A 25,536-nucleotide genomic window follows, 5' to 3' on the forward strand; every position below is an offset into this window, starting at 1 on the left:
CTCTCCCCCGCCCCTCTCCCATAAATGGGAGAGCGGAGCAAACCCGCGCGGATCAGGCGTTGCCAGCAGACGCAGCGGCGCCTGAATCCAGAAACGCCTCTCCCTCCGTCAGCGGTGCATGCCGATAAGTCGCCGGCGTGCGGCTCAGCTTGACCGGCGCACCCAGCCCCTTGTAGCCACCCTCCATCTCCACCACCATCCCGCGGTGCCGCGTATGCGGATGCTGCAAGGCATCGGCCACCGACAGCACCGGCGCGCAGGGCACGCCTGCGGCCACCAGCTCGTCGGCCAGCGCCTTGCCCTCGAATGCGGACAGCGTGGCTTCCAGTTCCGCCTTCAGCGCCACGCGGTTCACCGAGCGCGCGCCCGCCGTGGCATAGCGCTCGTCATCGGCCAGCGCAGGCAACCGCAGGTGCTCGCACAGGATGCGGAACTGCCGGTCGTTGCCCACTGCCAGGAAGATCGGGTCCGTGGCAGTCGCCACCGTGTCGTAGGGGTAGATGTTCGGGTGCGCGTTGCCGGTGCGCTGCGGCGTCTTGCCGTTCATGAACCAGTTGGCCGCATGCGGATGCAGCAGCGACAGCCCCGAGTCATACAGCGCGGCTTCGACAAACTGCCCGCGTCCGCTGCGCGCGCGCTCCTGCAAGGCAAGCAACACGCCGATCACGGCATTGAGGCCGGTCACCATGTCCACCACCGGCAACCCGACCCGCAGCGGATCGCGATCGGCCTCGCCGTTGATGCTCATGATGCCGGACATGGCCTGGATCGCGGCATCGTAGCCGGGCAGGCCACCCAGCGGGCCGTCGGCGCCGAAGCCGGACACGCGGCAATGGACCAGCCGCGGGAAGCGCGCGGACAGCACGTCATAACCCAGCCCCCACTTCTCGAGCGTGCCGGTCTTGAAGTTTTCGACCAGCACGTCGGCCTCGGCCAGCAGCGCCAGCAGCACCTCGCGGTCCGGCTCGGCGGCCAGGTCCAGGCGCATCACGCGCTTGTTGCGGTTCAGGCCGAAGTAGTAGGACGCTACGCCGTCCTTGAACGGCGGCCCCCAGGTACGCGTGTCGTCGCCCTGCGGCGGCTCGATCTTGAGCACGTCGGCGCCGTGGTCGCCCAGGATCTGGCCACAGTACGGGCCGCCCAGGATGCGCGACAGGTCGACCACGCGGATGCCGGCGAGCGCGCCGGGGCTGGCTTGGTTCATGGCTGCGATCCCCTTTGCGATGTCAGTCAAGCTGGGCACCGGACTTCTGCACCACGGCGCGCCACTTGCCCACCTCGGCCTTGACGAAGCCGCCCAGCTGCTCGGGCGTGGTCGACGGCGCGAACTCCAGGCCCTGGGCCTGCAGGGTCTTGCGCACCTCGGGCTGCTTCAGGGCATCGGCAAAGGCGCGGTTGAGCTTGCCGATCACTTCGGGCGGCGTGCCGGCCGGTGCGACCACGCCGAAGAACACCGACACATCAAACCCCGGCACGCCCTGCTCGGCCACCGTCGGCACCTCCGGCAGCGCCTGCGAACGGGCCTTGGTGGTCACGCCCAGCGCACGCACCTTGCCGCTCTTGATGAAGGGCATCGCGGTCAGCACGTCGGTAAAGGTCATGCTGACCTGGCCGCCCAGCAGGTCGTTCAGCGCGGGACCGGTGCCCTTGTACGGGATGTGCTGGAAATCGGTGCCGGTGACGTTGTTGAACAGCACCCCGGCCAGGTGCGACGAGGCGCCGTTGCCAGACGAGGCATAGGTCAGCTTGCCCGGGTGCGCCTTGCCGTAGGCAATCAGCTCGTTGACGTTCTTCGCCGGCACCGACGGATTGACCACCAGCACGTTGGGCAGCTGCCCGATCTGGATCACCGGCGCGAAGCTCTTGACCGGGTCGTAGTTGATCTTGCGGTACAGGCTGACGTTGATCGCCAGCGGCGCCGAAGTGCCGAACATCAGCGTGTAGCCATCGGGCTCGGCGCGCGCCACGGCCTCCGCGCCGATATTGCCGCCGGCGCCGGCGCGGTTTTCCACCACTACCGGCTGGCCCAGGCTGGACTTGAGCGCGGCGGCGAGCGTGCGCGCCATGGCATCGGTGGGACCGCCCGGCGGGTACGTGACGACCATCATGATCGGCTTGGAAGGGAAGTCCTTCTGCGCGAAGGCGGGGGCGATAAACAGCGAGCACGCGGCGAGGGCCGCGACGCGGTGCCAGAGTTTCATGGCGTTGTCTCCTGGGTATAGGACGTCTCCCGCCCGGTGGCGGGATGGTGTTGCGGGGGATTGGTGCCCGACGTGGATCCGGTCAGAACACGTTGACCTGGTCCACCGCGCCGGCGGCGTGCACCGTGCCGTCAGCCGGCGCGACGGTCTCGGCCAGCCACTTGGGCTCGGCCTGCGCCGCCAGCGGATCCTGCGGCAGCACGCGATGGCGCAGGACCAGCTGCGCCAGCCGCATGCGGCGCACCGAGCCGATGCGCCCGGCTTCCCAGGCCATCGCCACCGCGCTGGTCACGTGGTACAGCGCCGAGGCCGCCTGGCGCGCCAGCAGCTCGCCGTCGGCGCCGGCCTCGGCGGCCTGGCCGGCCAGCGTCGCCGCGGCGGCGATGGCGCGCTCGAACACGGCGCGGGCACCGGCGTGCAGCGGCGTATCGGCCAGCAACGCGGCCAGGTGCGCCTGCAACACAGGCAGCGCGCCTTCGCGCCGCACCGCGCGCAGGACGTCGAGCGCGACGATATTGCTGGTGCCTTCCCAGATCGAGCCGAGGTGCGCGTCGCGCAGCAGGCGCGGGTCGCTCCATTCCTCGATATAGCCGCAGCCGCCGCGGATCTCCATGGCGTCGCCGGTGACCTTGCGCGCGTCGCGGCAGGCGCGGAACTTGATCAGCGGCGTCAGGATGCGCATCAGCGGGTAGGCGTCGGCCTCGCCGGCGTCGGCGCGGCGCAGCGCCTCGGCGGTCTGGAACACCATGGTGCGCGCCTGCTCGGTCGGCAACGTCAGCTTGAGCAGCTGGCGGCGCATCAGCGGCATGTCCTGCAGGCGCTTGCCGAATGCCTGGCGCTCGCGCGCGATGAACAGGCCTTCGGTCAGCGCGCGGCGCATCAGCCCGGCGGCGCGCACGCCGTTGGACAGGCGCGAGTTGTTGATCATGTCGGCCATCTGCACGAAGCCGCGGCCGGGTTCGCCTACCAGGTAAGCGTGCGCGCCCTCCAGCCGGATTTCACCGCTGGCCATCGAGCGCGTGCCCAGCTTGTCCTTCAGGCGGATGATGCGGTAGTGGTTGGCGCTGCCGTCGGCCAGCTTGCGCGGCAGCAGGAACAGCGACACGCCCTTGTGGCCGGGCACGGCGTTGCCGGCCTCGTCCTCCACCCGCGCCAGCACCATCGCCAGCGCGGCATCGGGGTTGGAGCAGAACCACTTGTCGCCGAGCAGGCGCCAGCCGCCCTCGGCCGAGGCATCGCGCACCGCGCGCGTGGCGGTGGCGGCCACGTCGGAGCCGGCGCCCTGCTCGGTCATGAACATCGCGCCCTGGTACAGGTCGTCGAACACCTGCGTGGTCAGGCTGGGCAGGAAGCGCTCGACCAGCGCCGGGTCGCCGAACTTGCGCAGCGTGCGCGTCAGCGAATCGGTCATCGACAGCGGGCAGCACAGGCCGAACTCGGCCTGCACGAACAGATACGTGAGCGCGTACTTGGCCGCCGGCGGCATGGGCTGGTCCCAGCCCAGCACGCCGCCGCGGTGCGAGGCCGCGGCGAGGCCGAATTCGGCAAAGGCCACGCGCTCCATCTCGACATAGGCCGGGTGCTTTTCGATGCGCTGCGCGTCCACGCCCGAGCGGGTGCGGTAAGTGAGCCCGGGCGGGTTCCGGTCGGCCACGCCGGCCAGTTCGTCAAGCACGCCGCCGGCCAGCGCGCCCATGCGCTCGAGGTGCGGCATCAGGTGGTTGAACAGGTCGGGCGGCAGGTACAGCGGGAGCAGCGCGCGCAGGTCCGGGTCGGCGGCGAACAGGCTGCCACCCTGGCGGTCGGGCACCGGATGGGCGGCGGCCGCCACGGGCGCGGCCGCGGCTTGCTGGGGGATGTCGCGCACGGCGCTGGATGGCATGGCTGGTCTCCTGGTATGGGGTGGGTGCCGGCTTGCGGCCCCTTTGGCTTCCATTATTCAAACCCCGAGGATTTGCGTCTAATTCTAAAATTGGCTTGATTCATATAATTTCTGTATCGCCATGGAATTCCGCCACCTGCGTTACTTCCTCGTGCTGGCCGAGGAACTGCACTTTGGCCGGGCCGCGCGTCGGCTTGCCATCTCGCAGCCGCCGCTGTCGCTCAATATCCAGCAGCTCGAGGCCTCGGTCGGGGCGCGGCTGTTCGACCGCGACAGCCGCGGCGTGCGGCTGACCGCGGCCGGGCGGGCCTTTCGCGAATCAGCCACGGCCCTGCTGGCGCAGGCCGAGGCCGCGCGGGTGCTGGCGCGCGAGATCGAAGCCGGCGCGGTCGGGCGCCTGCGCGTTGGCTTTGTCGGCTCGATGCTGTACCGGGGGCTGCCGCAGACACTGCGCGAATTCCAGGCAGCCTACCCCGGCATCCAGGTGGCGCTGACCGAGCTGAACTCGCAGGAGCAGATCGACGCGCTGCTGCACGACGAACTCGACGCCGCCTTCATCCACACCGGCCGGGTGCCGGACACGCTGCAGGCGACGCTGGTGCATACCGAGCCCTTTGTCTGCTGCCTGCCCGCCGACCATGCACTGGCCAAGCTGGCCGAACTGCCGCTGGCGGCATTGCGCGGCGAGCCCTTCGTGCTTTTTTCGCGCAAGGCCTCGCCCGACTACTACAGCCGGATCTTCGACATGTGCGCCGCGCAAGGCTTCTCTCCGCAGATCCGGCATGAGGTGCGGCACTGGCTGTCGGTGGTGTCGCTGGTGTCGCAGGGGATGGGCGTGGCGGTGGTGCCGGCGGCGCTGGCGCGTTCCGGCATGGCCGGTGCCGCGTTCCGGCCGCTGGCGGACGCGGCGGTGCGCTCGGAGGTCTACTGTGCGTGGAAAGTCGCACCGGACCATCCGGCACGCGACCACTTTGTCGCCATGGTGGCGGCGAAGGCGGCAGGCCCGCAAGGCAGCCATCAAGAAAAAGCCACCGGTCCAGGGACCGATGGCTTGTGAAGTACGCGTGGAACGGGGTGTTCAGCGTGCCGTGAGCTTAACGCCGCTGGCTTACGGCATCCAATAACGCAAATGCAGTAATTGAGCGCCGCCACCGAAGCGCGAGACCGCGCCACTAAGCGGTTATCATTCGCTTCCTGCCATGCGCCACCGCGGCCATGGCCGCTTGCCCACCCTTGGAGGGGGCAACGCGAAGCCTCATTTGCGATACAATGAAAACGATTTTCATTTACATACCCCGGCGCGGTCGCGCGGACCGCTTGGCGGCAGGCCGCGCCACGGACTGGAAGCATGATGCGGTTGTCTGAACTTCCACGGCGCACGCCCGCCGTAGTGCAATCGGTGGACGATGCCACCCCCGGGGATCCGGTCGCGCGCCGCCTGCGCGAACTGGGCTTCGTTCCCGGCGAAGCCGTGCAGATCATCGCCTACGGACCGTTCGGCATGGATCCGCTGGTGGCACAGGTGGGCTTTACGCGCTTTGCGCTGCGCCGCTCGGAGGCGGCGCGCATCGGCGTGGAGATCGCCAGCGCCTCGGTTACCCGCCTCGCCCCCGCCGCGCAGGGCGACGAGACTGCCCCACCGTCCGCCCAGCGGACTGCCTGAGCCTTCCCCGGATTATGTCTGCAGCTGCTTCCCCTTCTGCCTTGCGCATTGCGCTGGTCGGCAATCCCAATTGCGGCAAGACCGCACTGTTCAACCGCCTGACCGGCAGCCGCCAGAAGGTGGCCAACTACGCGGGCGTCACGGTCGAGCGCAAGGAGGGCTACTTCGTGTCGCCGGCCGGACGCCAGGTGCGCATCCTGGACCTGCCCGGCGCCTACAGCCTGCATGCGGCCAGCCTCGATGAGGCCATCACGCGCGATGTCTGCCTGGGCCAGCGCCCTGGCGAAGCGCGCCCTGACCTGCTGGTGTCGGTGGTTGACGCCACCAACCTGCGCCTGCACCTGCGCTTCGTGCTGGAACTGCGGCAGCTGGGGCTGCCGATGGTGGTGGTGCTCAATATGAGCGACGCCGCCGCGCGGCGCGGCATCGAGATCGACCGCGACAAGCTGGCGGCCGCGCTGGGCGTGCCGGTGGTCAGCACCGTGGCGGTCCGGCGCGACGGCGCCGCGGCGCTGGTCAGCCTGCTCGACGCCACGCTGCCCCCCGCCCCGCCGGCCGCAGCGGCCTTCGCCAACGATGTCGACGTGCACGCCGAAGTCAACCGCCTGCTGGCGGCCGCGGTGAGCATGCCGGCGCGCACCGCCGCGCTGGATGACCGCATCGACCGCATCGTGCTGCATCCGGTGTTCGGCCTGCTGCTGCTGGCGGTGCTGCTGTTCCTGATGTTCCAGGCGGTGTTCTCGTGGGCCCAGCCGCTGATGGACGGCATCGAGGGCGGCGTGCACTGGGCCGGCGAGATGCTGGGCGCGTGGCTGCCCGACGGCATGCTCAAGAGCCTGCTGGTCGACGGCCTGGTCGCGGGGCTGGGCAGCGTGGTGGTGTTCCTGCCGCAGATCCTGATCCTGTTTCTGTTCATCCTGACGCTGGAGGAATCCGGCTACCTGCCGCGCGCGGCCTTCCTGCTCGACCGCCTGATGATGGGCGCGGGGCTGTCGGGGCGCTCGTTCATTCCGCTGCTGTCCAGCTTTGCCTGCGCCATCCCCGGCATCATGGCCACGCGCACCATCCAGGACCCGCGCGACCGGCTCACCACCATCCTGGTGGCGCCGCTGATGACCTGCTCGGCACGGCTGCCGGTCTATGCGCTGCTGATTGGCGCCTTTATTCCCGAGCGCACCGTGATGGGCCTGTTCAACCTGCAGGGGCTGGTGCTGTTCGCGCTGTACGTGGCCGGCATCGTCAGCGCGCTGGTGGTGGCCTATGCGCTCAAGTTCCTGCGCCGCGACCGCACCGACCATCCGCTGCTGATGGAGCTGCCGTCGTACCGCATCCCCAACCCGCGCGACGTCGCCATCGGCCTGTGGGAGCGTGCCCGCATCTTCCTGTCGCGCGTGGGCAAGGTGATCCTGGCGCTGACGGTGCTGCTGTGGTTCCTGTCGACCTTTCCGTCCGCCCCGGCGGGCGCGACCGCGCCGGCGATCGACTACAGCTTTGCCGGCATGATCGGCCATGCGCTGCAGAAGGTGTTCGCGCCGGTGGGCTTCAACTGGCAGATCTGCATTGCGCTGGTACCGGGCCTGGCCGCACGCGAAGTCGCCGTAGGCGCGCTGGCCACCGTGTACGCGCTGTCGGGCAATGAAGAGACCGTGGCGACACAGCTGGCGCCGATGATCGCAGCGCAATGGTCGCTGGCCACCGCGCTGTCGCTGCTGGCGTGGTACGTGTTCGCGCCGCAGTGCATCTCCACGCTCGCGGTGATCCGGCGCGAAACCGGCTCGTGGAAGGTGATGGCGCTGTCGGCCGCCTACCTGACCGGGCTGGCCTACCTGGCCGCGTTCGTGACCTACCGCGTCGCGCTGATGTTCAGCTGAGGCCAGCCGCCGCCATGACGCTCTACCACGCCATCGAAACCCTGCTGGTCCCGCTGATCGTGCTGGCGTGCGCGGTGTCGGTGCTGGCGCGCTATGCGCCGCGCACGCGCGAGCGCGTCAAGGCGGCGCTGGCGGCGCGACTGGGCGGCGCTGGCGCCGCCGGCTGGCGCGGCCGCCTGGCGCGCTGGCTGGCCCCGCAGGCCGCCGCAGGCTGCGCCAGCGGCTGCGACGACGGCGGCTGCAATACCTGCGGCGCCAATACGGCCAACAACACCTCCGGCAGCCAGGACAAGCCTGCCGAGCAGGTCGTGCGCTTCGTGCGCAAGCGCTGAACGGCGCGCTTTCCGCCTCCAGAAATCCACGCAGAAACGGGTACGCCCGCTGCTTTCGCCCGGTGCGGAAGCAGCGGTTTGCGCTCGTCTGCGTGCGCCGGTGGGGCCATGCGGCGCGGGCCCTGCGCGGGCCAACCCGGCCCTGCAAAGCCTTGCGCCGCTGCACGCAGAATCGGGTACGCTTTTGCGTGCGCTTGCCTGGTTTGCATGCCGGCAAGTGTCGAAAGCAGGCACGCAGAATTGGGTACGCTTTGGCCTTTTGCCCATCCTCCCTCGCCCCGGGGCGACGGAAACACAGGCGCGGGTGCCGGCACAGTGGGATCCCAATCCTTTGGCGCAACGCCGTTGCGGCCGGCCCCCCAGAACGGACCACGGTGGCTCGCCGCGCAACGCGGCAGGCGCGCCACGCTTGACCGGCTGCCGGCTTGTCGACTAACCTTGCCCGGTCATATGGACTTGCGCTGCGTGCGCATTCACCCGGCGCGGCTGCGGCCCGCTCTCTCTCCCGCCACGATGAACCGTTACACCAGCACTCCCTGCCAGGCTGCCGATGCGTCCCGCATCGCTGCCCGCGCGCGCGTGCTGGCTGCCCTGGCATCGGGCCGCGCCCTGCGCGCTTCCTCGCTACTGCTAAGCCTACCGATCGGTTGCCGGGCCTAGGGCCCCGTGGCAGTTCGGCAGCCTTTCGCCACCCTTTTCCCGTTGATTCATCGTTCATCTTCCCTTGCGAGGAAGGAGACCCCATATGCTCGGCAATCCCGCCACCAAATACCGCCCCGCCGCCACCGTCGACATCCCTGACCGCACCTGGCCCGGCCGCACCCTTACGCGCGCGCCGCGCTGGATGAGCACTGACCTGCGCGACGGCAACCAGGCCCTGATCGAGCCGATGAACCCGGCGCGCAAGCTGCGCTTCTTCGAACAGCTGGTGAAGATCGGCCTGAAGGAAATCGAAGTGGCGTTTCCCGCCGCCTCGCAGACCGACTTCGACTTCGTGCGCATGCTGATCGAAGAACAGCGCATTCCCGACGACGTCACCATCGTCGTGCTGACGCAAGCGCGCGAGGACCTGATCCGCCGTACCGTCGAATCCGTGCGCGGCGCGGCGCGGGCTACCGTGCACCTGTACAACCCGATCGCACCGGCCTGGCGGCGCATCGTCTTCAATGCCTCGCGCGACGAGATCAAGGACGTCGCGGTAACGGGCACGCGCCTGATCAAGTCGCTGACCGATGCCATGCCCGAGACCGCCTGGACCTATGAGTATTCGCCCGAGACCTTCAGCCTGGCCGAACTCGATTTCTCGCTGGAAGTGAGCGACGCGGTCTCGGCCGCGTGGCAGGCCGGGCCCGGCCGCCCGATGATCCTGAACCTGCCGACCACGGTGGAATGCAGCACGCCCAATGTATTCGCCGACCAGGTCGAATGGATGCACCGCCGCCTCGCTCGGCGCGAGCACATCGCGCTGTCGGTGCACCCGCACAATGACCGCGGCACCGCGGTGGCCGCCGCGGAGCTGGCGCTGATGGCGGGCGCCGACCGCGTCGAGGGCTGCCTGTTCGGCAACGGCGAGCGCACCGGCAACGTCGACCTGGTGACGCTGGCGCTGAACCTCTATACGCAGGGCGTGGCGCCACAGCTGGACTTCTCCGACATCGATGCGGTGCGCCAGTGCGTGGAGCACTGCAACCAGCTGCCGGTGCATCCGCGCCATCCGTATGTGGGCGACCTGGTGTTCACCGCGTTCTCGGGCTCGCACCAGGATGCAATCCGCAAGGGCTTTGCGCAGCAGCAGCCGGACGGCATCTGGGAGGTGCCCTACCTGCCGATCGACCCGGCCGACCTGGGCCGCAGCTATGACGCGGTGATCCGCGTCAACAGCCAGTCGGGCAAGGGCGGCATGGCTTACCTGCTGGAACAGGTGCATGGCCTCTACCTGCCGCGACGGCTGCAGATCGAGTTCAGCCGCGCGGTGCAGGCCATGACCGACGACACCGGGCGGGAAGCGAGCGCGGACGACCTCCACGGCCTGTTCCAGCGCGAGTACCTGGCGCGCGAGACGCCGCTGCGCTATGTCTCGCATCAGTTGGCATCAGACAGCGGTGGCGCCACCGTGATCACGGTGCAGATGGTGCGCAACGGCCAGCCCTGCAGCGTGCGCGGCAGCGGCAACGGGCCCATCGACGCCTTCGTCAATGCGCTGGACCTGCCGGTACGCGTGATGGATTACCACGAGCATGCGATGACCGCCGGCGCCGATGCGCGGGCAGCGTGCTATGTGGAAGTGCGCGTGGGCGATTCACCGACCGGGTTCGGCGCCGGCATCGACGCCAACCTGGTCACGGCCTCGCTGCGCGCAGTGCTCTCGGGCGTGAACCGGCACCTGCAGGCCGGCTTTGGTGCAAGCCATGCCGCGGCACATACAGCAGCGTCCGGTGCGGCCGCCGAGGCCTGACGCCCGGCGTATCGCAAGAAAACCGGTGTGCCCCGCCCCCACGGGGCACACCCGGAAAGACGCCCTTGCGGACGCCCACGACATGCCTGGTGCTGATCCTGGTACCAATGCGCGCCCACGCATGGCACGTGCTCGGATCTTTCGCAAAGCGTAAGCGGCAGAATCGTGCCGCGCTACGAATCATTTCGCATGTGGTTAGAAGCGACGTCCGAAGCGGCGCCGCGCGTGGCCGCGCTGTAGCGCCCTCGCGACGCCGCGCGCACCATTTGGTTCCGCTTGTTTTGTGTCAAGGCCCCCGCCAGCCTGCTCCGCCACACTTGGCCAGGCTTCGATAACAAACCAAGCAGACCTCATGAAAACACTGTCTCTTCGCACCGCCACCTGTTCGGCCATCGCCGCCTGCGCCATGCTCGGCGCCTTCGCCACGCCCGCCGCCGCCGCGGACGACGCCCAGGGCAACTGGATGGTGCGTCTGCGCGGCACCTACCTCGACATGGCCAACAGCGCCGATCCCGTTGGCGGCGTCGGCCCGTCCGACCGCATCACGGTCAACAACAAGTGGATCCCGGAACTCGACGTCACCTACTTCTTCACGCCGAATATCGCCGCCGAACTGGTGCTGACGGTGCCGCAGAAGCAGAACGTCTACCTCGATGGCAACAAGATCGGCACCTTCAAGCATCTGCCCCCCACGCTGCTGGTGCAGTACCACTTCATTCCCAACGGCACCTTCCGCCCGTATATCGGCGCAGGTTTGAACTTCACCCGCATCTGGGGCGAGAACATCGCCAATAACGCGTTGCAGCTCGACAGCTGGAGCGTCGGGCCCGCACTGCAGATCGGCATGGACTACAAGCTGACCAAAAACTGGTTCCTCAACGCCGACGTCAAGAAGATCTGGCTGTCGAGCGACGTGAAGGCCGGGGACGTCAAGGTATCCAAGGTAAGCCTGGATCCGTGGCTGTTCAGCATGGGGGTGGGGTATCGGTTCTGATCCTGCCACGCCATGCAAAAGGCCGGCGCCCGAGGGGGCGCCGGCCTTTTTCCTTCCGCATGCATGCGTCAGCCGGCGCTACCGGAACGCCGGCTCGTCAAAGCTGCGCAGCTTGCGCGAATGCAGCTGCTCGACGCCGTGCTCGCGCAGGATGCGGATCGCCTCCAGCCCGATGGTCATATGCTGGCTGACACGCTGCCGATAGAACGCGTTGGCCATGCCGCGCAGCTTGAGTTCGCCATGCAGCGGCTTGTCGGACACGCACAGCAGGGTGCCATACGGCACGCGCAGCCGGAAGCCATTGGCAGCCACGGCCGCGCTTTCCATGTCGATGGCAATCGCGCGCGACTGGTTGAAGCGCGCATACAGCGACTTGGACTTCAGCTCCCAGTTGCGGTCGTCGGTCGAGACCACCGTGCCGGTGCGCATGCGCGTCTTCATCTCGTTGCCCGACAGCCCGGTCACGCGCGCCACGGCCTCTTGCAGCGCCACCTGGATCTCGGCGATGGGCGGGACCGGCACCCATGGCGGCAGGTCGTGGTCGAGCACGTGGTCGTCGCGCACGTAGGCGTGCGCCAGCACGTAGTCACCAAGCTGCTGCGAGCGGCGCAGGCCGCCGCAATGGCCCACCATCAGCCAGCAGTGCGGGCGCAGCACGGCGAGGTGGTCGGTCATGGTCTTGGCGTTGGACGGCCCGACGCCGATGTTGACCAGCGTCACGCCCAGCTTGTCGCCGCGCACCAGGTGGTAGGCCGGCATCTGTGGCAGCACGCGCGGGCGCGTGGCGTCGTCGGGTTCCGCCGCGCCGAGGTCCTGCACTACGTCGCCGGGCTCGACAAAGCGGGTGTAGCCGCCGCCGTCGCCATCGCCCATCAGCGCGCGTCCCAGCGCGACAAATTCGTCGACATAGCGCTGGTAGTTGGTAAACAGCACGAAGCGCTGGAAATGCTGCGGCGCCGTACCGGTGTAGTGGTAGAGCCGCTGCAGCGCCAGGTCCACGCGCTCCGCCGGGAACAGCGACAGCGGCCAGGCTTCGCCCGGCACCGGCTCATAGGTGCCATTGGCAATGCCGTCGTCGATGCGGTTCAGTTCGGGCAGCACGAACGAGGCTTCCAGCTCGCGCGCCTGGGTGTAGCTGATATCGGTGGTGGAGGCTTCGATCACGAACGGCAGCGGGATCGGGCGCCGGCTCAGGCCCACCACCACCGGCACGCGGTGATAGCGCATCAGCCGCTCGATCTGGTCGCGGTAGTAATCGGCCAGCAGGTCGGGGCGCGTCACCGTGGTGCCATAGACGCCGGGGTACGCCACCGTGCCCCATGACGGCCGGCTGTCGGTGACCATGGTCTCGATGTTGACCGAGATGCCCAGGTACGGATAGCACGCATGCGCGGCCGAGGGCAGGGGCTTGCCGCCGGCGAAGGCGTCGAAGCGCGCACGCACGGCGCCGACCGATGCCTCGTAGATGTCGCGGATGCGGGCGAGCGCCGCATCCGCGTCGGTGAACTCGGCAAGCTGGTCGGCCGGATGCGCGGAGGAGAAGACGGGGGCGTTCATGGAGGCCATGATACCGCGCCGGCGCGTCGCCGTGAGCGACGCCCCGCCGTGCCAGACGCCAAATTGACGCGCCCGCGCACGCTCGCTACACTCCGCCAATTGCGCAGCACGGCTCGCCGTGCCGTTCTCGACTCGCGGCGCCCCTGGTGGCAAGGGGCGGCGAGGGGCCGTACACGTTTTGCTGGGAGAGCCGCCAATGGAAATCCGTAACTTGTTGCCCGATGACCTCGAGGCAGCCAGGCAACTACTGATCGCCAATGGCTGGGCTCACCGGGTCGGCGGTCCCGAAAAATTCGCGCGGCTGGTCGCCAATTCGCAGCGCGTCGCCGTGGCGGTTGAAAAAGGCGAGGTGGTCGGCTTCGCCCGCGCGCTGTGCGACGACGTCTGCGACGGCTTCCTGTCGATGGTGGTGGTCGCACCCGGCCACCGCCGGCACGGCATCGGCCGCGCCCTGGTGCGGCATATCGTCGGCAGCGACCCCGATATCAACTGGATGCTGCGCGCGGCACGCTCTTCCGAAGCGGCCTTCTTCGGCCAGCTCGGCTTTACGCCCTCGATGGTCGCGATGGAGCGGCGCCGGCCCTGAGCCGCCCATCCCCCTTCGTAGTTCAGCGTGCGCCCGGGCGCAAAGCGGTCGGCGCTGGCCAGCGGCCCCACCACCACCGGTTCGAATCCCGCAGCGCGCACCAGTTGCGCGGCCACCTGCAGCGCGGCCGGATCATCGCCCGCGCTCGGCACCGCCACCGGAACGCAATGGCCTCGGCCACGGTGCCGGCGCGCGCCAGCGTACCCAGTTCTTCGACCAGCGGCTTGAGCGTCTCGGGGCGGCGCGACGAGAACAAGACCGGATGCCCGGCCTTGACCCACAAGCCGCCGACGGCGCCGCCGATGCGGCCCGTCCAGGCGAAAAGGCGGCGCCCCTTGCTAGCGGTCGCCGCGGATCGGGCCATACTCGGCCGGCACCCATGCATAGCCGGCGCTCTCGCGGCGCACATGGCCCAGGCCCGGGAACGGCATATGCGCGCCACCCACCCACAGCCGGCCCCGGGCCGCCTGCTCCAGCAAGCGCTTGCGCGTGATGACGGCCTGGTGGCTGTCGACGTCGAATTCGATTGCCACTTGCGGCCGCCGCAGTTGCAGCGCGTGGTTGTGCACGATGTCGCCCCACAGCAGCAGGCTGTCGTTGCCCGAGGTGAACAGGTAGCCGCTGTGGCCCGGGGTATGCCCGTTGGCCGGCACTACGCGCATCCCGGGAATGGGCTCGCCGCCGGCGCCGCCGTTGAAGGTGCGCAAACGCTGCGCCGCCTGGTACGGCGCCACCGCGGCACGCGCCATGGCGAACAGGCCCTGCGCATCCTTCGGCGCAGCGGCGGCGTTGGCGTCGCTCAGCCAGTAATCGAGGTCGGCCTTGTCCACATACACCGTCGCGTTCGGGAACGCGGCCTTGCCGTCGGCGGCCAGGCCGCAGGCATGGTCGCCATGCAGGTGCGTGAGCAGCACGGTGTCGACCTGTTCGGGCGCATAGCCCGCAGCGCGCAGGTTCTCGCCGATGCGTCCCAGCGTCGGCCCGAAACAGGCCGCCGCGCCGGTGTCGACCAGCACCAGGTGGCTGCCGGTATGGATCAGGTAAGCATTGACGGCGGTCTGCATGCCCGGCGTCGAGGCCACGAACATGCGCGCCAGCAAGCTCTGTACTTCACGGGCACTGGTGTACTTGAAGATATTCGGATCCAGATCGATGTAGCCGTCATAGAGCGCGGTGACTTCGAGCTGGCCGACCATCATGCGGTAGTAGCCCGGCACCTGGGTCTTCTGCTGTGCCGGCGGCGTGGCGGTCTGCGCGCCGGCCACGCCGACGGCCAGCACGGCGCTGCCCATGGCGATGGCGAGGACGGCACGCGATACGGCCCGGCGCAGCGTCGGGCGCTGGCGTCGGCTGGAGGTGGCATGGCGCACCACGGACTGCAGCTTCATATCCTGATCCTGTTCTGGTTGGTGTTGTCGAGGAGCAGGCCGGCGCCGACGGCGCGCGCGGCCAGCACATATCTTAGCCGCGCCTTGCCGGACAAGGGCGCAAGGGTCAAAGCGTACCTACTTCTGCGTAAAAAACGGGGCCACGTGGCCCCGTTTTCCATGCGTGGGAGCTTGCGCCGCTCCGCATTCACTCTGGCTGGATATTCGCCGCCTTGATGATGCGGCCCCACTTGCCGGACTCCTGCGACTGGAACTTCGCCAGTTCCGCGGGCGTGCTGGTGAAGACCTCGGTGCCGGTCGACTTGTAGAAGCCGGCGGCGGTCTCGCTGCGCGCGGCCTTGACCATCAGCGCATTGAGCCGCGCCACCACCGGCTGCGGCGTACCCGCGGGTGCGTAGGCGGCGAACCAGTAGCTCATCTCGTAGCCCTTGACGCCGGCTTCATCGATGGTCGGCACTTCCGGCGCCAGCGGCGAGCGCGCCTTGCCCGACACGCCCAGCGCGCGCAGCTTGCCGCTCTTGACCTGCGGCAGGCCGGTGGCGGTGTCGGTGATCATCATCTGGATCTGGTTGCCGAGCAGGTCGGTGATGGCCAGCGGGTTGCTCTTGTACGGCACGTGCAGCAGCTGCACCTGTGCCATCTGCTGGAACAGCTCGCCGGCGATGCGCGATGACGAACTGCCGCTGCCGAAGCTGAGCTTGCCGGGCTGTTGCCGCGCCAGCGCGATGAATTCGCCCACGGTCTTGGCCGGCACCTGCGGATTCACCACCATGATCTGGCCGCCGCGTCCCAGCGCAGTGATCGGCGCATAGTCCTTGACCGGGTCGTAGGGCAGCTTCTTGTACAGGTGCTCGTTGGCCGCATGCGTGGTGTTGGTGCTGATCAGCACGGTGTAGCCGTCCGGTGCCGCCTTGGCGACGTCGGACGCGGCGATGAAGCCGTTGGCCCCGGGCTTGTTGTCGACCACCACGGTGACCTTGCTGTCCACGGTGATGGCCTGGCCGATGGCGCGTGCCAGCTGGTCGGTGGCACTGCCCGCGGCGAACGGCACCACGAAGCGGATCGGCTTGTCCGGGAACTCGGCCCAGGCCTGCCCCGCGGGCAGGACCAGGGCGAACGCTACCGCGGCCAGTGGCTTGAGAAACGGGTTCATGGAGTCTCCTGTTGAAATCGTTGTCGGTGGAAGCAATGGATCAGTTGGCGTGGTCGGCCGCCGCGAGCCGCGGCGGCAGCGGGATCTCGAGCTGCAGCAGGCGGAACGACAGCGCCTTGCCATGGGTGTCGAGGTTGAGCGCATCGTTGACGCCGCCATCGAGCACGCCGTCGAGGACGAAGTTCATCGCATGCAGCGAGGGCACCAGGTAGCGCGTGACCGCCCCGGGCCGGCGCTCGCGAAACAGGGCGCGTACCGCGTCTTCGGTCACGTGCGCCACCAGGTGGTCGAAGTCGCGCGCGTCATAGGCAATCACGCTGATGTTGGAACGGTCGCCCTTGTCGCCGGTGCGGCCATGGGCGAACTGGTAGAGCGACGCGGTGGCGGTCATGGGCAAGACTCCTCAGGCGATGAAGGTATGGGTGGCGGTGACGGCCTCGCGCGGCACCAGGCACGATACCGCGTTCAGCCGCGCGCGCTGGGCGGTGCGCACGCCGCCGCCGCCGGCCGGGCCGCAGGTATAGAGCGCATTGACCTCGCGCTGCAGCGCCTGCGCCACGGCCACGTCGTCATGCGCCAGCGCGGCGCGCAAACGCACGTCCTGCGCCTGTGCCTCGTACGGCTGAGGCTGCGCTAGCATGGCACCGCCGTCGTCGGCCAGCACACTGAGCACGCCGATCAGGTCAAAGCGAAGCGGCACCTCGTGGCCCAGCAGCTGCATGCGCCGGCGTAGGATGTCGGCGGCCAGCCGCGCGCGCGCCGCGGCGTTGGGTCCCGCGTAAGAGATCTCGCCCTCGGCCAGCCAGCCGCCGTGGCTGAACACATTGGCCTTGAGCTGCGCCGGGCGCGGGTGGCCGCGCACATGGCGCACGCCGACGCGGTCCGGGCCCAGCTGCGCCACGGTGACGGCGCCGATGTCGGCGACCACGTCGGGCGTCAGATACGCGCACGGGTCGTGGACCTCGTACAGCAACTGCTCCTTGACTGTGCGCAGGTCCACGCAACCGCCGGTTTGGGCGGCCTTGAAGATCTCGATGGCGCCGTCGTCAGCGAGTTGCGCGATGGGGAAGCCCAGCGCGTGCACGTCGGGGACGTCTTTCCTGCCGGGATCGGCAAAGTAGCCGCCGGTGACCTGCGCCCCGCATTCCAGCAGATGACCGGCCATGGTGGCGGCCGCAAGCCGGTCCCAGTCGTCCCAGGACCAGCCGAAGTGCGCCATCGCCGGCCCCACCGCCAGCGCCGGATCGGCCACGCGTCCGCACACAACCACCTGCGCACCGGCCGTGAGCGCGTCGGCAATGCCTTGCGCGCCGATATAGGCGTTGGCGCAGACGAAGCGTTCAGCGTCGAAGGCATCGCCAAGAATGCCGTGCAGGCGCGCGCGCCCCGCATCGTCGGAAAGGTCATCGCCCTCCACCACCGCCACGCGCGGCACGGGCAACCCCAGTTCGTGGGCCAGTTGCAGCACGCGCCGCGCCGCGGCGCGCGGATTGGCGGCGCCGAAATTGCCGACGATGGGAATGCGGTGTTGCAGGCACAGGCCCAGCACCGGCGCCAGCAGCGCATCCAGCAGCGGCTCGTAGCCGTGCGCGGGATCGTTGCGCCGCGCCAGCTGCGCCAGCGCCAGGGTGCGCTCGGCCAGGGTCTCGAAGATCAGCGCGGCCGGCTGCGCCGCGGCGATCAGCGTGCGCACCACCGGCAGCGCGGCGTCGGTGCGGTCGCCGGAGAAGCCGGCGCCGGAGCCGATCAGCAAGGGAGCAGTCATGGTCGGGAAGCAGTCGTTGGGCAGGGTCGATCCCATTCTAGGGCGCCCGCGCCCAGCCAAAAAATGGATTATTTGGATTAATCTATCGACTTGCTGGATATATCCATCGGGCCCATGAACCTGTCGGTCAAGCACCTGCGCGCCTTCGTGGCGCTGGCCACCTATCGCAATTTCACCCGTGCGGCGCGCGCCTGCCACCTGTCGCAGTCGGCCTTCAGCGCGCTGGTGCAGACGCTGGAAGAGCAGGCCGGCAGCCGGCTGTTCGAACGCACCACGCGGCACGTGGAGCTGAGCAGCGACGGCGTGCGCTTCGAGCAGACCGCGCGCCGGCTGCTGGCGGACTTCGAGACCGCCTTCGAAGACCTGCGCGCGCATGCCGAGCGGCGCAAGGGCCGAGTTTCGATCGCGGCGCTGCCTTCGCTCGCCGGCGGCGACCTGCCGCCGCTGCTGGCGCAGTTTCGCGCGCGCTATCCGGGCATCGTGCTGGAATTGTTCGACCAGCTTGCCGATGGCTGCATCGAACTGGTCCGGCAGGGCCGCGCCGACTTTGCGCTGGCGCCCGCGCCGGCCCAGGACGACGACCTGCGCGTCGAGGCGCTGGTGCGCGACACCTTCCACCTGGTGTGTCCGGCGGATCATGCGCTGGCGCGCAAGCGGCGCATCACGCCGGAGATGCTGGCCGGCCTGCCGTTCATCCAGCTGTCGCGCACCACCAGCGTGCGCCAGCACCTGGACGCCGCGCTGCATCCGTTGCGCCTGGCCAGCGTGATGGAGGTAGAGCACCTCGCGACGGTCGCGGCGCTGGTGCAGGCGGGGCTTGGCATCAGCGCGGTGCCGTCGCTGGCGCTGTTCCAGTTCCGGCGCGAAGGGCTGGCGATCCGGCCGCTGCAGTTGCCGTCGCTGGTACGCGATATCTGCCTGGTGCGGCTGAAGGACCGCGGCGATTCAGCCGCGGCAGCCGCGATGATCGAAGCCTTGCAGGCGTTCTACCGCGGTGGCAAGGTCCCCGCGCGGCGCTGAACCGCGGGCCGGAGCCGCACGCAGAATTGGGTACGCTCTGGCGTAAGCCGCGCGTCAGAAGTGGCCGAGATAGCCACCGTCGACCGCCAGCACCTGCCCGGTGACATACGACGCGGCCGGCGATGCCAGGAACACCACCGCGCCCGCCACCTCCTGCGGCTGCCCCCAGCGGCCCAGCGCTGTGCGCTGACGCAGCCACTCGGCCACGCTCTCGTCTGCCACCATGGGCTGGTTCGGTTCGGTGGCGAAATAGCCGGGGGCGATGGCGTTGACCGTGACGCCGTGGCGGCCCAGGTCCGCGGCCATGGCGCGCGTCAGTGCGTCCAGCCCGCCCTTGGTGGCGGGATACAGCACGTCGCCGGCGCGCGCCACCTGGCCCGCAATGGACGTGACATTGACGATGCGCCCGTAGCCGCCGTGGCGCATGCGCTGCGCGGCCAGGCGGCACAGCGCGTACGGCGCCACCAGGTTGGTCTCGAGCATGGCGCGCAGGTCGCCGGCATCGAGCTGGGCCATGGTGTTGCGGTTGCGCGCGCCGGCATTGTTCACCAGGATGTCGAGCCGCCCATGGCCGGCGTCGATGCGGTCGAAAGCGGCCGACACGGCGGACTCGTCGGTGATGTCGAGCACCAGCGCCTCGGCGCTGCCGCCGCGCGCCGCCAGCGTGGCAACAGCCTCTTGCACGCGTGGCGCATTGCGCGCCACCACCAGCACATGGGCGCCGGCATCGGCCAGCCCGGCGGCAATCGCCAGGCCCAGGCCCTGCGCGCCGCCGGTCACCAGCGCCACGCGGCCATGCAGTGAAAACGGGGTGCGCGAATCGGGGGAGGGGATCGGATTAGCCATGCGGGCGACTATACCGCAGGCGGCCGGCCCTGGCCCCGTGACTGCGCGCTAGCGGATCAGCTTGCCGGTGGACGACACGATCGACATTTCCACGAACGACGAGCCGGTGTGGCGCGCGGCGCTGTAGCTGATCAGGATGCCTCCGAGGTCATAGTCGCGCATGCCTTCCAGCGCCGCGACCAGCCGTTCGCGGGTCAGGTCGGGGCCGGCGCGGCGCAGCCCTTCGACCAGCACCTTGGCCGACATGAAGCCCTCCATGCCGGCGTTGGACAACTCCACGCCCTGCTGCCGCGCCAGGCTGCGGTATTCGCTGGCCAGCGTCATCTGGCTGGAGTTGGTGCCGGGCACCACCTGGGTGATGATCAGGCCGCGCGCGTCGTCGCCGAGTTCACGGATAAAGGCGTCGGCGGCATTGTTGGACAGCGTGACGAACTGCGCCTCGCTGCCGGCGCGGCGCAGCTCGCGGATGACGCGCGCCGCCTCGGAGCCCGAGCCGATCACCAGCACCGCCTGCGGGTTGGCCTTGTGCATGGCGGCCACGCCCTGGCTGATGTCGCCCATCGGCCGGGAGAAACTGATCGTGGCCGCGGGCTGCACGCCGCGCGCCTGCAGCGCGCCGTTGTAGCCTTCCAGCACGTCCTTGCCGAAGCCGTCGTTAGCGTAGAAGATGCCGATGCGACTCATGCCCGACGTAGCCAGGTGGTTGATCGCCCGCGCCACCTCGTCCTGGTACTTGGCGCGCACGTTGAACACGTAGCGGTTCACCGGCCGGTGCAGCGTGATGGCGCCGGTCAGCGGCGCCACCAGCGGCACCTTCTGCGCGGCGATGATGGGCAGAATGCTTTCGTTCTGCGGCGTGCCGCGCACCATGAAGAGCGCGAACACCTTGTCTTCGTCGAGCAGCTTGCGCACATTGTCGGGCGTGCGCTTCGGGTCGAAGCCGTCATCGTACGTGACCAGTTCGATGCGCCGGCCGGCAACGCCGCCGCTGGCATTGACCGTGCGCAGGTACACCTGTGCGCCGGCGATCTGCTCCTTGACCGAGCCCGCCACTGGCCCCGTGATGCCGGCCGACTGGCCGATGCGGATGGTGTTGCGGGTCACGCCCGGCTCCGCCAGGGCCGTCTGCGCGGCCCACCCCAGCGTGGCGGCCAGCACGCCGCACGCGATCCATTTCGCCTTCATTGTCTCGACCCCTCCGCCTGGACGGCTGCTTTCATTGTTCTGTGGCGGCGCGGCGGGCATGGCCCGGCGCCGTCACGCAAGTTACCGCATGCGTCCGAGCCGGGCAAACCGGGAAATCATGGGGTGTTGCAGCAGCATCACACCGGAACCGGAGCGGTTCCGGTGCGGGCCGGGGCGCGTAACAGGGAACGCGCCGGAACGCGCCGCAAGGGCGCGGCAGGAGACATGCAGCGCCGCGAGGCGCTGGCCGGCAACAACTGCCGGATCAGGGGAACGCCGGTACGGCCGGATCCATGCCGGCGAAGCTGGCTTCCGGGTGCGCGTTGCGCAGCAGGGTTTCGACTTCCTCGATGCGGCCGCGCGGCACGTCCACCATCAGCAGGATCTTGCCCGCTTCGATGTCCTTCTCGAACGCGCGCAGCCGGCTGTTGGGCGCGGAACTGCCGATCATGCTGGCGGCCCAGGCCCCGAACACCGCGCCCAGCACCGCCAGCACGCCGACCAGGCCCCACTGCGGGGTATCGCTGACGATGGGGAACATCGCCACCACGACGCCAGCCACCACGCCCACGCCGCCGCCCACCATCAGGCCCATTTCAGCGGCATGAACGATGTCGGAGGTCTGGAACAGGTTGGCTTCATGCAGGCCGGTCATGTCGGCACCGTCGCGCGCCACGAAGTGGATGTGGCGGTTCTCGAGGCGTGCCAGCAGCAGGTCATCCATGGTGCGTTTGGCACTCGCCAGGTCGGGCAACAACCAGAAGATGCGTTTGCGCATGTCTCTCTCCTTGTTCAGGCCGCGCCACCGGTGAGGTGGAAACCGCGCGGAAAGTACCGCTGGCGGCGCGGGGTTATTTCTTTGTACGCCGTTCATGGGGCCAGCGCAAGGCGCCTTTCGGCGCTGGCGCACCGTGCCGGCGCATGTGACGCGCACGCGTAGTCCGCGCGGGCGGGGCACCCGTCACGTCTGCGCGGCGCGGCGTGCCGGCGGCTCAGAAAGTGACCGGCAGGCGCACATTGACCTGCAGGTCGGGCGTGTCGCGCGTCAGCCCCGCGCCCACCGAAAGGTTCAGCGTATAGCGGTTGTTGAAGCGGTACGAATACCCCACCAGCAAGGTGCCCTGCGTCACGCGCACCGAGCCGGGCACGGTCAGCCCGTTCTGCTTGGTCGGCCAGATGATGGCCTGGTCATAGCCGATGCTGAACGACGCCTTCTCGTTGAGCGACAGCCCCATGCCGAAGCTGAACTCGAAGATGTCGCCCGGCGCGATCTTGCCCAGGTTCTCCTTCTCGCCGTTGAGCACGGTGCGGCTCACGTTGTTGCGCGCAAAGTTGTGCAGGTAGCTGAAGGTGCCGAAGAACACCGCCGGATCGGTTGGCAGCAGCCACGTGATGCCGGGCTGGATCGCCTGGAAGCCTGTGCCGGTGGGCAGCCCCAGCGGCAGGCCGGTTCCGGTGGCATTGCCGACGCAGCGCGTCACGCAATCGGTGACCACCTCGAACGGGTCCTTGCCGGTGTTGGACTTGTAGCGCAGCCAGCCGACGAAATACGGGATGCGCTCATTGCCGTAGTTGAGCTGGTAGCGCACCGTGGCCTCGACATCGCCCAGGCCCTTGCCGCTGGAATTGAACACGTTGTCGACCGCGGTGCCGGTGAACACCTCGCGGCTGATGGTCGAGCCCGAGGTCTGCACGTACGGCACCTTGGCTTCGATCTCGAGCCGCTTGGTGACGCCGTAGCGCAGCGCGATCGATTCGATATAGGTCGAGGTCTTGACCTCGCGCACATCGATCAGGCCGATCAGGATGGCCGGGATGATCGAGTAGCCGACCAGCGCGACGCGGTTGTTCGACGAATAGCCATACTGGAAGCCCGGCTCCACCACGAACTTGCCCTCGCCGGTGAGCACCCCGGGTTGGTCGATCAGCGGCGCAATCTCCGGCGGACGCCGGTCGCTCTCGGGCGCACGGCCCACGGGCTCATCCACGGCCACCATCTGCGGGCTCGCGGACTCGCCCTGCTGCGCCCCGCCCTGCGGCGCCTGGGCGATGACCTGCTGCGGGCTGCCGGGCAGACCCGGCACGCCCTGCGTGGCACTGGCCGACGCTGCCGCGGTGGCGGCGTTGGTGGCGTTGTCGGCCGGCATCACGCCGGGCCCCGTGCGCTGCCCGCCGCGCTTGGTGGCCAGCACCTCGGTGCCGATCACGCTGCGCAATTCGCGGATCACTGCTTCCTGCTCGGCCAGCGCGCGCTTCATGGCATCGAGCTGGCTGGCCTGGTCGGCGAGTTCCCTCTGCAGTGATTCCAGTCCGGCCGCGGGTGGCCCCGCCTCCGGCGGCGTCTGGGCCTGCGCCAGTCCGCCGAGCAACAGCAACGTCGAGCATCCCGCATTGCGGATGCCCTGCATCGACCGCGTCTTCATCACGTCTTCCTCCCCCGGATTGCAGACTGTCTTGCAGGAGCCTGCGACCTGTACTGCCGGCTACCTCGCTAACGGCTATCTCATGCTCGCGGCCCGCAGCAGCGCATGGTTCAGCGCCGTGTTGGCCAGTTGCGACCGGAAGGCCTGCAGCGTATTGACGCTTGCGTCGATTGTCATCAGGCTCCGGATGCTCTGGTTGTTCAGGGTGTTCTGGATCACGGTCGCCGGCGTTCCCGCCAGCGCGCCCACCGATGCGGCATTGCCCGGGCCGTTCTGGATCACGTTCAGCAAGCCGTTGGTCACGACCTGGCCCGTGGCGGTACTCACCACGGTGGTCGGCAAGCCCGCCGCCGCTGCACCGGCGCTGGCAGCGGCGCCGCCATTGGCCGCTGCCGCAGCCGTGCCGCCCGCCCCCGCGCGAGCCGAAGCCGAAGCCGAAGCCGCCGCGCCGGCGCCATTGGCACCCATCGCCGCGGCCGCGTCGGCCGTGACCGGATTGCCCGCCAGCGCGTTGGCCACCGCCGCGTGGGTGCTGGCCACAATGGCGGGTCCCAGCGTCGCGGCCAGCCGCGTGGCCTGGTCCGCGGTGATGCGGCTGACGTCCGGGATGTTAATGCTGGTAGCGACCACCAGATCGCCGTTGATATACACCGCGCGTTCGATACCGAACGAAACCTGCAGCCCGGGCATTTCGAAGCCGCCGCGCATGTCGTCGAGCTTTTCATGGGTCACCGGTTTCCAGCCGGCCATGCTGCCGCGCGCGGCAGCCAGAGGTTGGGTGTCGGCGCGCGCGCGCGCGGCCATGGCGGCCTGCGCTGGCGGCGCCGAGGCATCGGCCGCCGCGGGCAGCGGCGGCATGCCGGCCTGTGCCGTGCCGGCGCACGCCAGGCCCGCGCCCAGCACCATCGCCGCGGCCGCCGAGGCGGTGCTGCGTGGCACGGCTGGGGCCGGCAAGGAAGTCTGCAACATGATGCGTTCCTCAAAAATCTCCGGCGCCATGCCGGGGCATCACCGTGAAGAACAGGTTGTCCCGGTTGACGCCCATCCAGTAAGGACCGCTGGGCGCGACGCGCCAGTCCGCGGCAACGTTGAAGCGCGCGTGCTCGGTGCGGTTATGGATCACGAACAGCAGCTGGCTGTCCCAGATGCGCTCGAACTGTTCGCGCGACATCGCGCGGGTGCCGCGCGCCGGATCTCCGACCAGCACGCGGTCGCCCTTCACCCCCTTGACCACCACGAAATGGTGGTAGCCGTTTTCCACGATCAGCACGATCGCCGGCACCTGCGTTTCTTCCAGCTTGGACAGTGGCACTTCGAAGCCATCCGCCTCATAGCCCAGCGCCGCCAGGAAGCGCTTCATGTCCAGCAGCGAGAACCCCTCGGCGCGGATCTTCTGCTGGTCGCCGTTGAGGTACATGTTCTGGAACACCGCGGCCTCGTTGATCGGATGGCCGTACTGGTACGTCAGCAGCGTGGCCACCGCGGCCGAGCCGCAGCTGAAGTCGAACTGCTGGCGGATGGTGGACTTGAAGCGCGCCTCGCGGATGCTGGTGACCCTGACGCTGTAGGGTTCGCCGACCGGGCCGTAGATCGCGGCGTCGGCAGCCAGCGCGCCGGGCACGTGCGCCGTGGCCAGCAAGCCCGGCACGCACGCGAGCAGGATTCGCAGCGGCTTCATCATTTGAACTGGACGTTGACGATGGTGGCGTTCTGGATCAGCACGTTCGATCCCGAGTTCTGGATCGCGGTGGGAATCCCCGCCGCATTCGAGAACGCGCCTTCCGTGATGTGGTTCGCGCCGGACAAGGTATTGACCGCGGCGTTGTCGGCCACGGTGCCGTGCAGGCGCATATCGTTGACGGTGACTTCCGCACCGCCGCGGACGTCATCCAGCCGGGACACCGGCACGGCATTCGCCGCGCCGGCGAACCGCGCGGCCGTGGCAGATGCCCCCCCGGTGTCGGCCGGCGCTGCCCGCGTAGCCGCGGCTGTGTCCGCACGCGCCGCAGCCATGGCGGCCTCCAGCCCTGGCGGCTCCGCGTGGGCCGGCAATGCTGTCCAGGCGAGTAATGCCGCGGCACAGGCGCCGACGGCGAAGCGGACCGGTTGCATGGTGTTTCCCCCCCTGCCGCTGCGCCGACTCGTTCCAGTTGGCTGCATGGCAACTAGGCTTGCGTAGGCATGACAGGGCCCGGGCGCCCGCACACAGGATGCG

The 25,536-nt window shown here is 69.0% G+C and carries 23 protein-coding genes; 8 read left to right on the plus strand and 15 right to left on the minus strand.

Annotated elements, in window-relative coordinates; all coding sequences use genetic code 11:
* Window positions 1-52: 52 nt before the first annotated feature.
* The 3 genes from E5S69_RS26560 to E5S69_RS26570 all read right to left on the minus strand — a co-directional run bounded on the left by E5S69_RS26560 (window position 53) and on the right by E5S69_RS26570 (window position 4,083).
* Window positions 53-1,204, minus strand: coding sequence for a CaiB/BaiF CoA transferase family protein (locus tag E5S69_RS26560; RefSeq protein WP_171517440.1), 1,152 nt, complete (start codon window positions 1,202-1,204; stop codon window positions 53-55).
* A gap of 22 nt (window positions 1,205-1,226) precedes the next feature.
* Window positions 1,227-2,201, minus strand: a complete 975-nt coding sequence (locus tag E5S69_RS26565; protein WP_171517441.1) for a Bug family tripartite tricarboxylate transporter substrate binding protein — start codon at window positions 2,199-2,201, stop codon at window positions 1,227-1,229.
* 82 nt (window positions 2,202-2,283) lie between these two features.
* Window positions 2,284-4,083: an acyl-CoA dehydrogenase family protein gene (locus E5S69_RS26570; protein WP_171517442.1), complete on the minus strand. Its 1,800-nt coding sequence runs from the start codon at window positions 4,081-4,083 to the stop codon at window positions 2,284-2,286.
* Window positions 4,084-4,204: 121 nt separating this feature from the next.
* Here E5S69_RS26570 and E5S69_RS26575 point away from each other — a divergent pair, with 121 nt between their 5' ends.
* The 6 genes from E5S69_RS26575 (at window position 4,205) to E5S69_RS26600 (ending at window position 11,398) form a co-directional block, all read left to right on the plus strand.
* Window positions 4,205-5,140 (plus strand): LysR substrate-binding domain-containing protein, encoded by a 936-nt coding sequence (locus E5S69_RS26575; RefSeq protein ID WP_171517443.1) that lies wholly within the window; start codon window positions 4,205-4,207, stop codon window positions 5,138-5,140.
* Window positions 5,141-5,434: 294 nt separating this feature from the next.
* A complete protein-coding gene (locus E5S69_RS26580; RefSeq protein ID WP_171517490.1) occupies window positions 5,435-5,746 on the plus strand; it encodes a FeoA family protein in 312 nt (103 codons plus the stop codon).
* Between the two features lie 14 nt (window positions 5,747-5,760).
* Window positions 5,761-7,617 (plus strand): ferrous iron transport protein B, encoded by a 1,857-nt coding sequence (gene feoB, locus E5S69_RS26585; RefSeq protein WP_171517444.1) that lies wholly within the window; start codon window positions 5,761-5,763, stop codon window positions 7,615-7,617.
* Window positions 7,618-7,631: 14 nt separating this feature from the next.
* Window positions 7,632-7,949 (plus strand): DUF6587 family protein, encoded by a 318-nt coding sequence (locus tag E5S69_RS26590; protein WP_171517445.1) that lies wholly within the window; start codon window positions 7,632-7,634, stop codon window positions 7,947-7,949.
* Window positions 7,950-8,694: 745 nt separating this feature from the next.
* A complete protein-coding gene (gene leuA, locus E5S69_RS26595; RefSeq protein ID WP_171517446.1) occupies window positions 8,695-10,404 on the plus strand; it encodes a 2-isopropylmalate synthase in 1,710 nt (569 codons plus the stop codon).
* Window positions 10,405-10,756: 352 nt separating this feature from the next.
* Window positions 10,757-11,398 (plus strand): OmpW/AlkL family protein, encoded by a 642-nt coding sequence (locus E5S69_RS26600; RefSeq protein ID WP_171517447.1) that lies wholly within the window; start codon window positions 10,757-10,759, stop codon window positions 11,396-11,398.
* Between the two features lie 78 nt (window positions 11,399-11,476).
* Here E5S69_RS26600 and E5S69_RS26605 read toward each other — a convergent pair whose 3' ends face one another.
* Window positions 11,477-12,964 (minus strand): AMP nucleosidase, encoded by a 1,488-nt coding sequence (locus E5S69_RS26605; protein WP_171517448.1) that lies wholly within the window; start codon window positions 12,962-12,964, stop codon window positions 11,477-11,479.
* 187 nt (window positions 12,965-13,151) lie between these two features.
* Between E5S69_RS26605 and E5S69_RS26610 the strand changes: the two genes are divergently transcribed.
* Complete coding sequence (locus tag E5S69_RS26610) at window positions 13,152-13,541, plus strand: GNAT family N-acetyltransferase (RefSeq protein ID WP_171517449.1); 390 nt, start codon at window positions 13,152-13,154, stop codon at window positions 13,539-13,541.
* A 338-nt stretch (window positions 13,542-13,879) separates the two neighbouring features.
* Here the strand turns inward: E5S69_RS26610 and E5S69_RS26615 are convergent, their stop codons facing one another.
* From E5S69_RS26615 to E5S69_RS26630, 4 genes are all read right to left on the minus strand, one after another.
* Window positions 13,880-14,929 carry an MBL fold metallo-hydrolase gene (locus E5S69_RS26615; RefSeq protein ID WP_171517450.1) on the minus strand — a complete coding sequence of 350 codons (1,050 nt, stop codon included), beginning with the start codon at window positions 14,927-14,929 and terminating at the stop codon, window positions 13,880-13,882.
* A gap of 187 nt (window positions 14,930-15,116) precedes the next feature.
* A complete protein-coding gene (locus tag E5S69_RS26620; RefSeq protein ID WP_171517451.1) occupies window positions 15,117-16,082 on the minus strand; it encodes a Bug family tripartite tricarboxylate transporter substrate binding protein in 966 nt (321 codons plus the stop codon).
* A 40-nt stretch (window positions 16,083-16,122) separates the two neighbouring features.
* Entirely contained in the window at window positions 16,123-16,473 is a 351-nt protein-coding gene (locus E5S69_RS26625; RefSeq protein ID WP_171517452.1) for an AtuA-related protein, read from the minus strand.
* Between the two features lie 12 nt (window positions 16,474-16,485).
* Window positions 16,486-17,847: an acyclic terpene utilization AtuA family protein gene (locus E5S69_RS26630; RefSeq protein WP_171517491.1), complete on the minus strand. Its 1,362-nt coding sequence runs from the start codon at window positions 17,845-17,847 to the stop codon at window positions 16,486-16,488.
* A gap of 114 nt (window positions 17,848-17,961) precedes the next feature.
* On the opposite strand from E5S69_RS26630, the gene E5S69_RS26635 reads away from it, so the two are divergent.
* The gene (locus E5S69_RS26635) at window positions 17,962-18,867 is read left to right on the plus strand and encodes a LysR family transcriptional regulator (RefSeq protein WP_171517453.1); all 906 of its coding nucleotides are present in this window, start codon (window positions 17,962-17,964) and stop codon (window positions 18,865-18,867) included.
* A 54-nt stretch (window positions 18,868-18,921) separates the two neighbouring features.
* On the opposite strand, the gene E5S69_RS26640 is transcribed toward E5S69_RS26635, so the two are convergent.
* From E5S69_RS26640 to E5S69_RS26670, 7 genes are all read right to left on the minus strand, one after another.
* On the minus strand, window positions 18,922-19,713 hold the full coding sequence (locus E5S69_RS26640; protein ID WP_171517454.1) for an SDR family oxidoreductase: 792 nt from the start codon (window positions 19,711-19,713) through the stop codon (window positions 18,922-18,924).
* A 48-nt stretch (window positions 19,714-19,761) separates the two neighbouring features.
* Window positions 19,762-20,898: an ABC transporter substrate-binding protein gene (locus E5S69_RS26645; protein WP_171517455.1), complete on the minus strand. Its 1,137-nt coding sequence runs from the start codon at window positions 20,896-20,898 to the stop codon at window positions 19,762-19,764.
* Window positions 20,899-21,163: 265 nt separating this feature from the next.
* On the minus strand, window positions 21,164-21,676 hold the full coding sequence (locus E5S69_RS26650) for a DUF1269 domain-containing protein (protein WP_171517456.1): 513 nt from the start codon (window positions 21,674-21,676) through the stop codon (window positions 21,164-21,166).
* A gap of 214 nt (window positions 21,677-21,890) precedes the next feature.
* Window positions 21,891-23,321, minus strand: a complete 1,431-nt coding sequence (locus tag E5S69_RS26655) for an acetate kinase (RefSeq protein ID WP_171517457.1) — start codon at window positions 23,319-23,321, stop codon at window positions 21,891-21,893.
* 75 nt (window positions 23,322-23,396) lie between these two features.
* The gene (locus tag E5S69_RS26660) at window positions 23,397-24,290 is read right to left on the minus strand and encodes a flagellin (protein ID WP_171517458.1); all 894 of its coding nucleotides are present in this window, start codon (window positions 24,288-24,290) and stop codon (window positions 23,397-23,399) included.
* A 10-nt stretch (window positions 24,291-24,300) separates the two neighbouring features.
* Window positions 24,301-24,999, minus strand: coding sequence for a C39 family peptidase (locus E5S69_RS26665; protein WP_171517492.1), 699 nt, complete (start codon window positions 24,997-24,999; stop codon window positions 24,301-24,303).
* On the minus strand, window positions 24,999-25,433 hold the full coding sequence (locus E5S69_RS26670; RefSeq protein ID WP_171517459.1) for a hypothetical protein: 435 nt from the start codon (window positions 25,431-25,433) through the stop codon (window positions 24,999-25,001). The genes E5S69_RS26665 and E5S69_RS26670 overlap by 1 nt, the downstream gene beginning before the upstream one ends.
* Between the last annotated feature and the right edge of the window lie 103 nt (window positions 25,434-25,536).

Origin of the sequence: Cupriavidus necator (genome assembly GCF_013141915.1) — a bacterium.
GTDB lineage: Bacteria > Pseudomonadota > Gammaproteobacteria > Burkholderiales > Burkholderiaceae > Cupriavidus > Cupriavidus necator_B.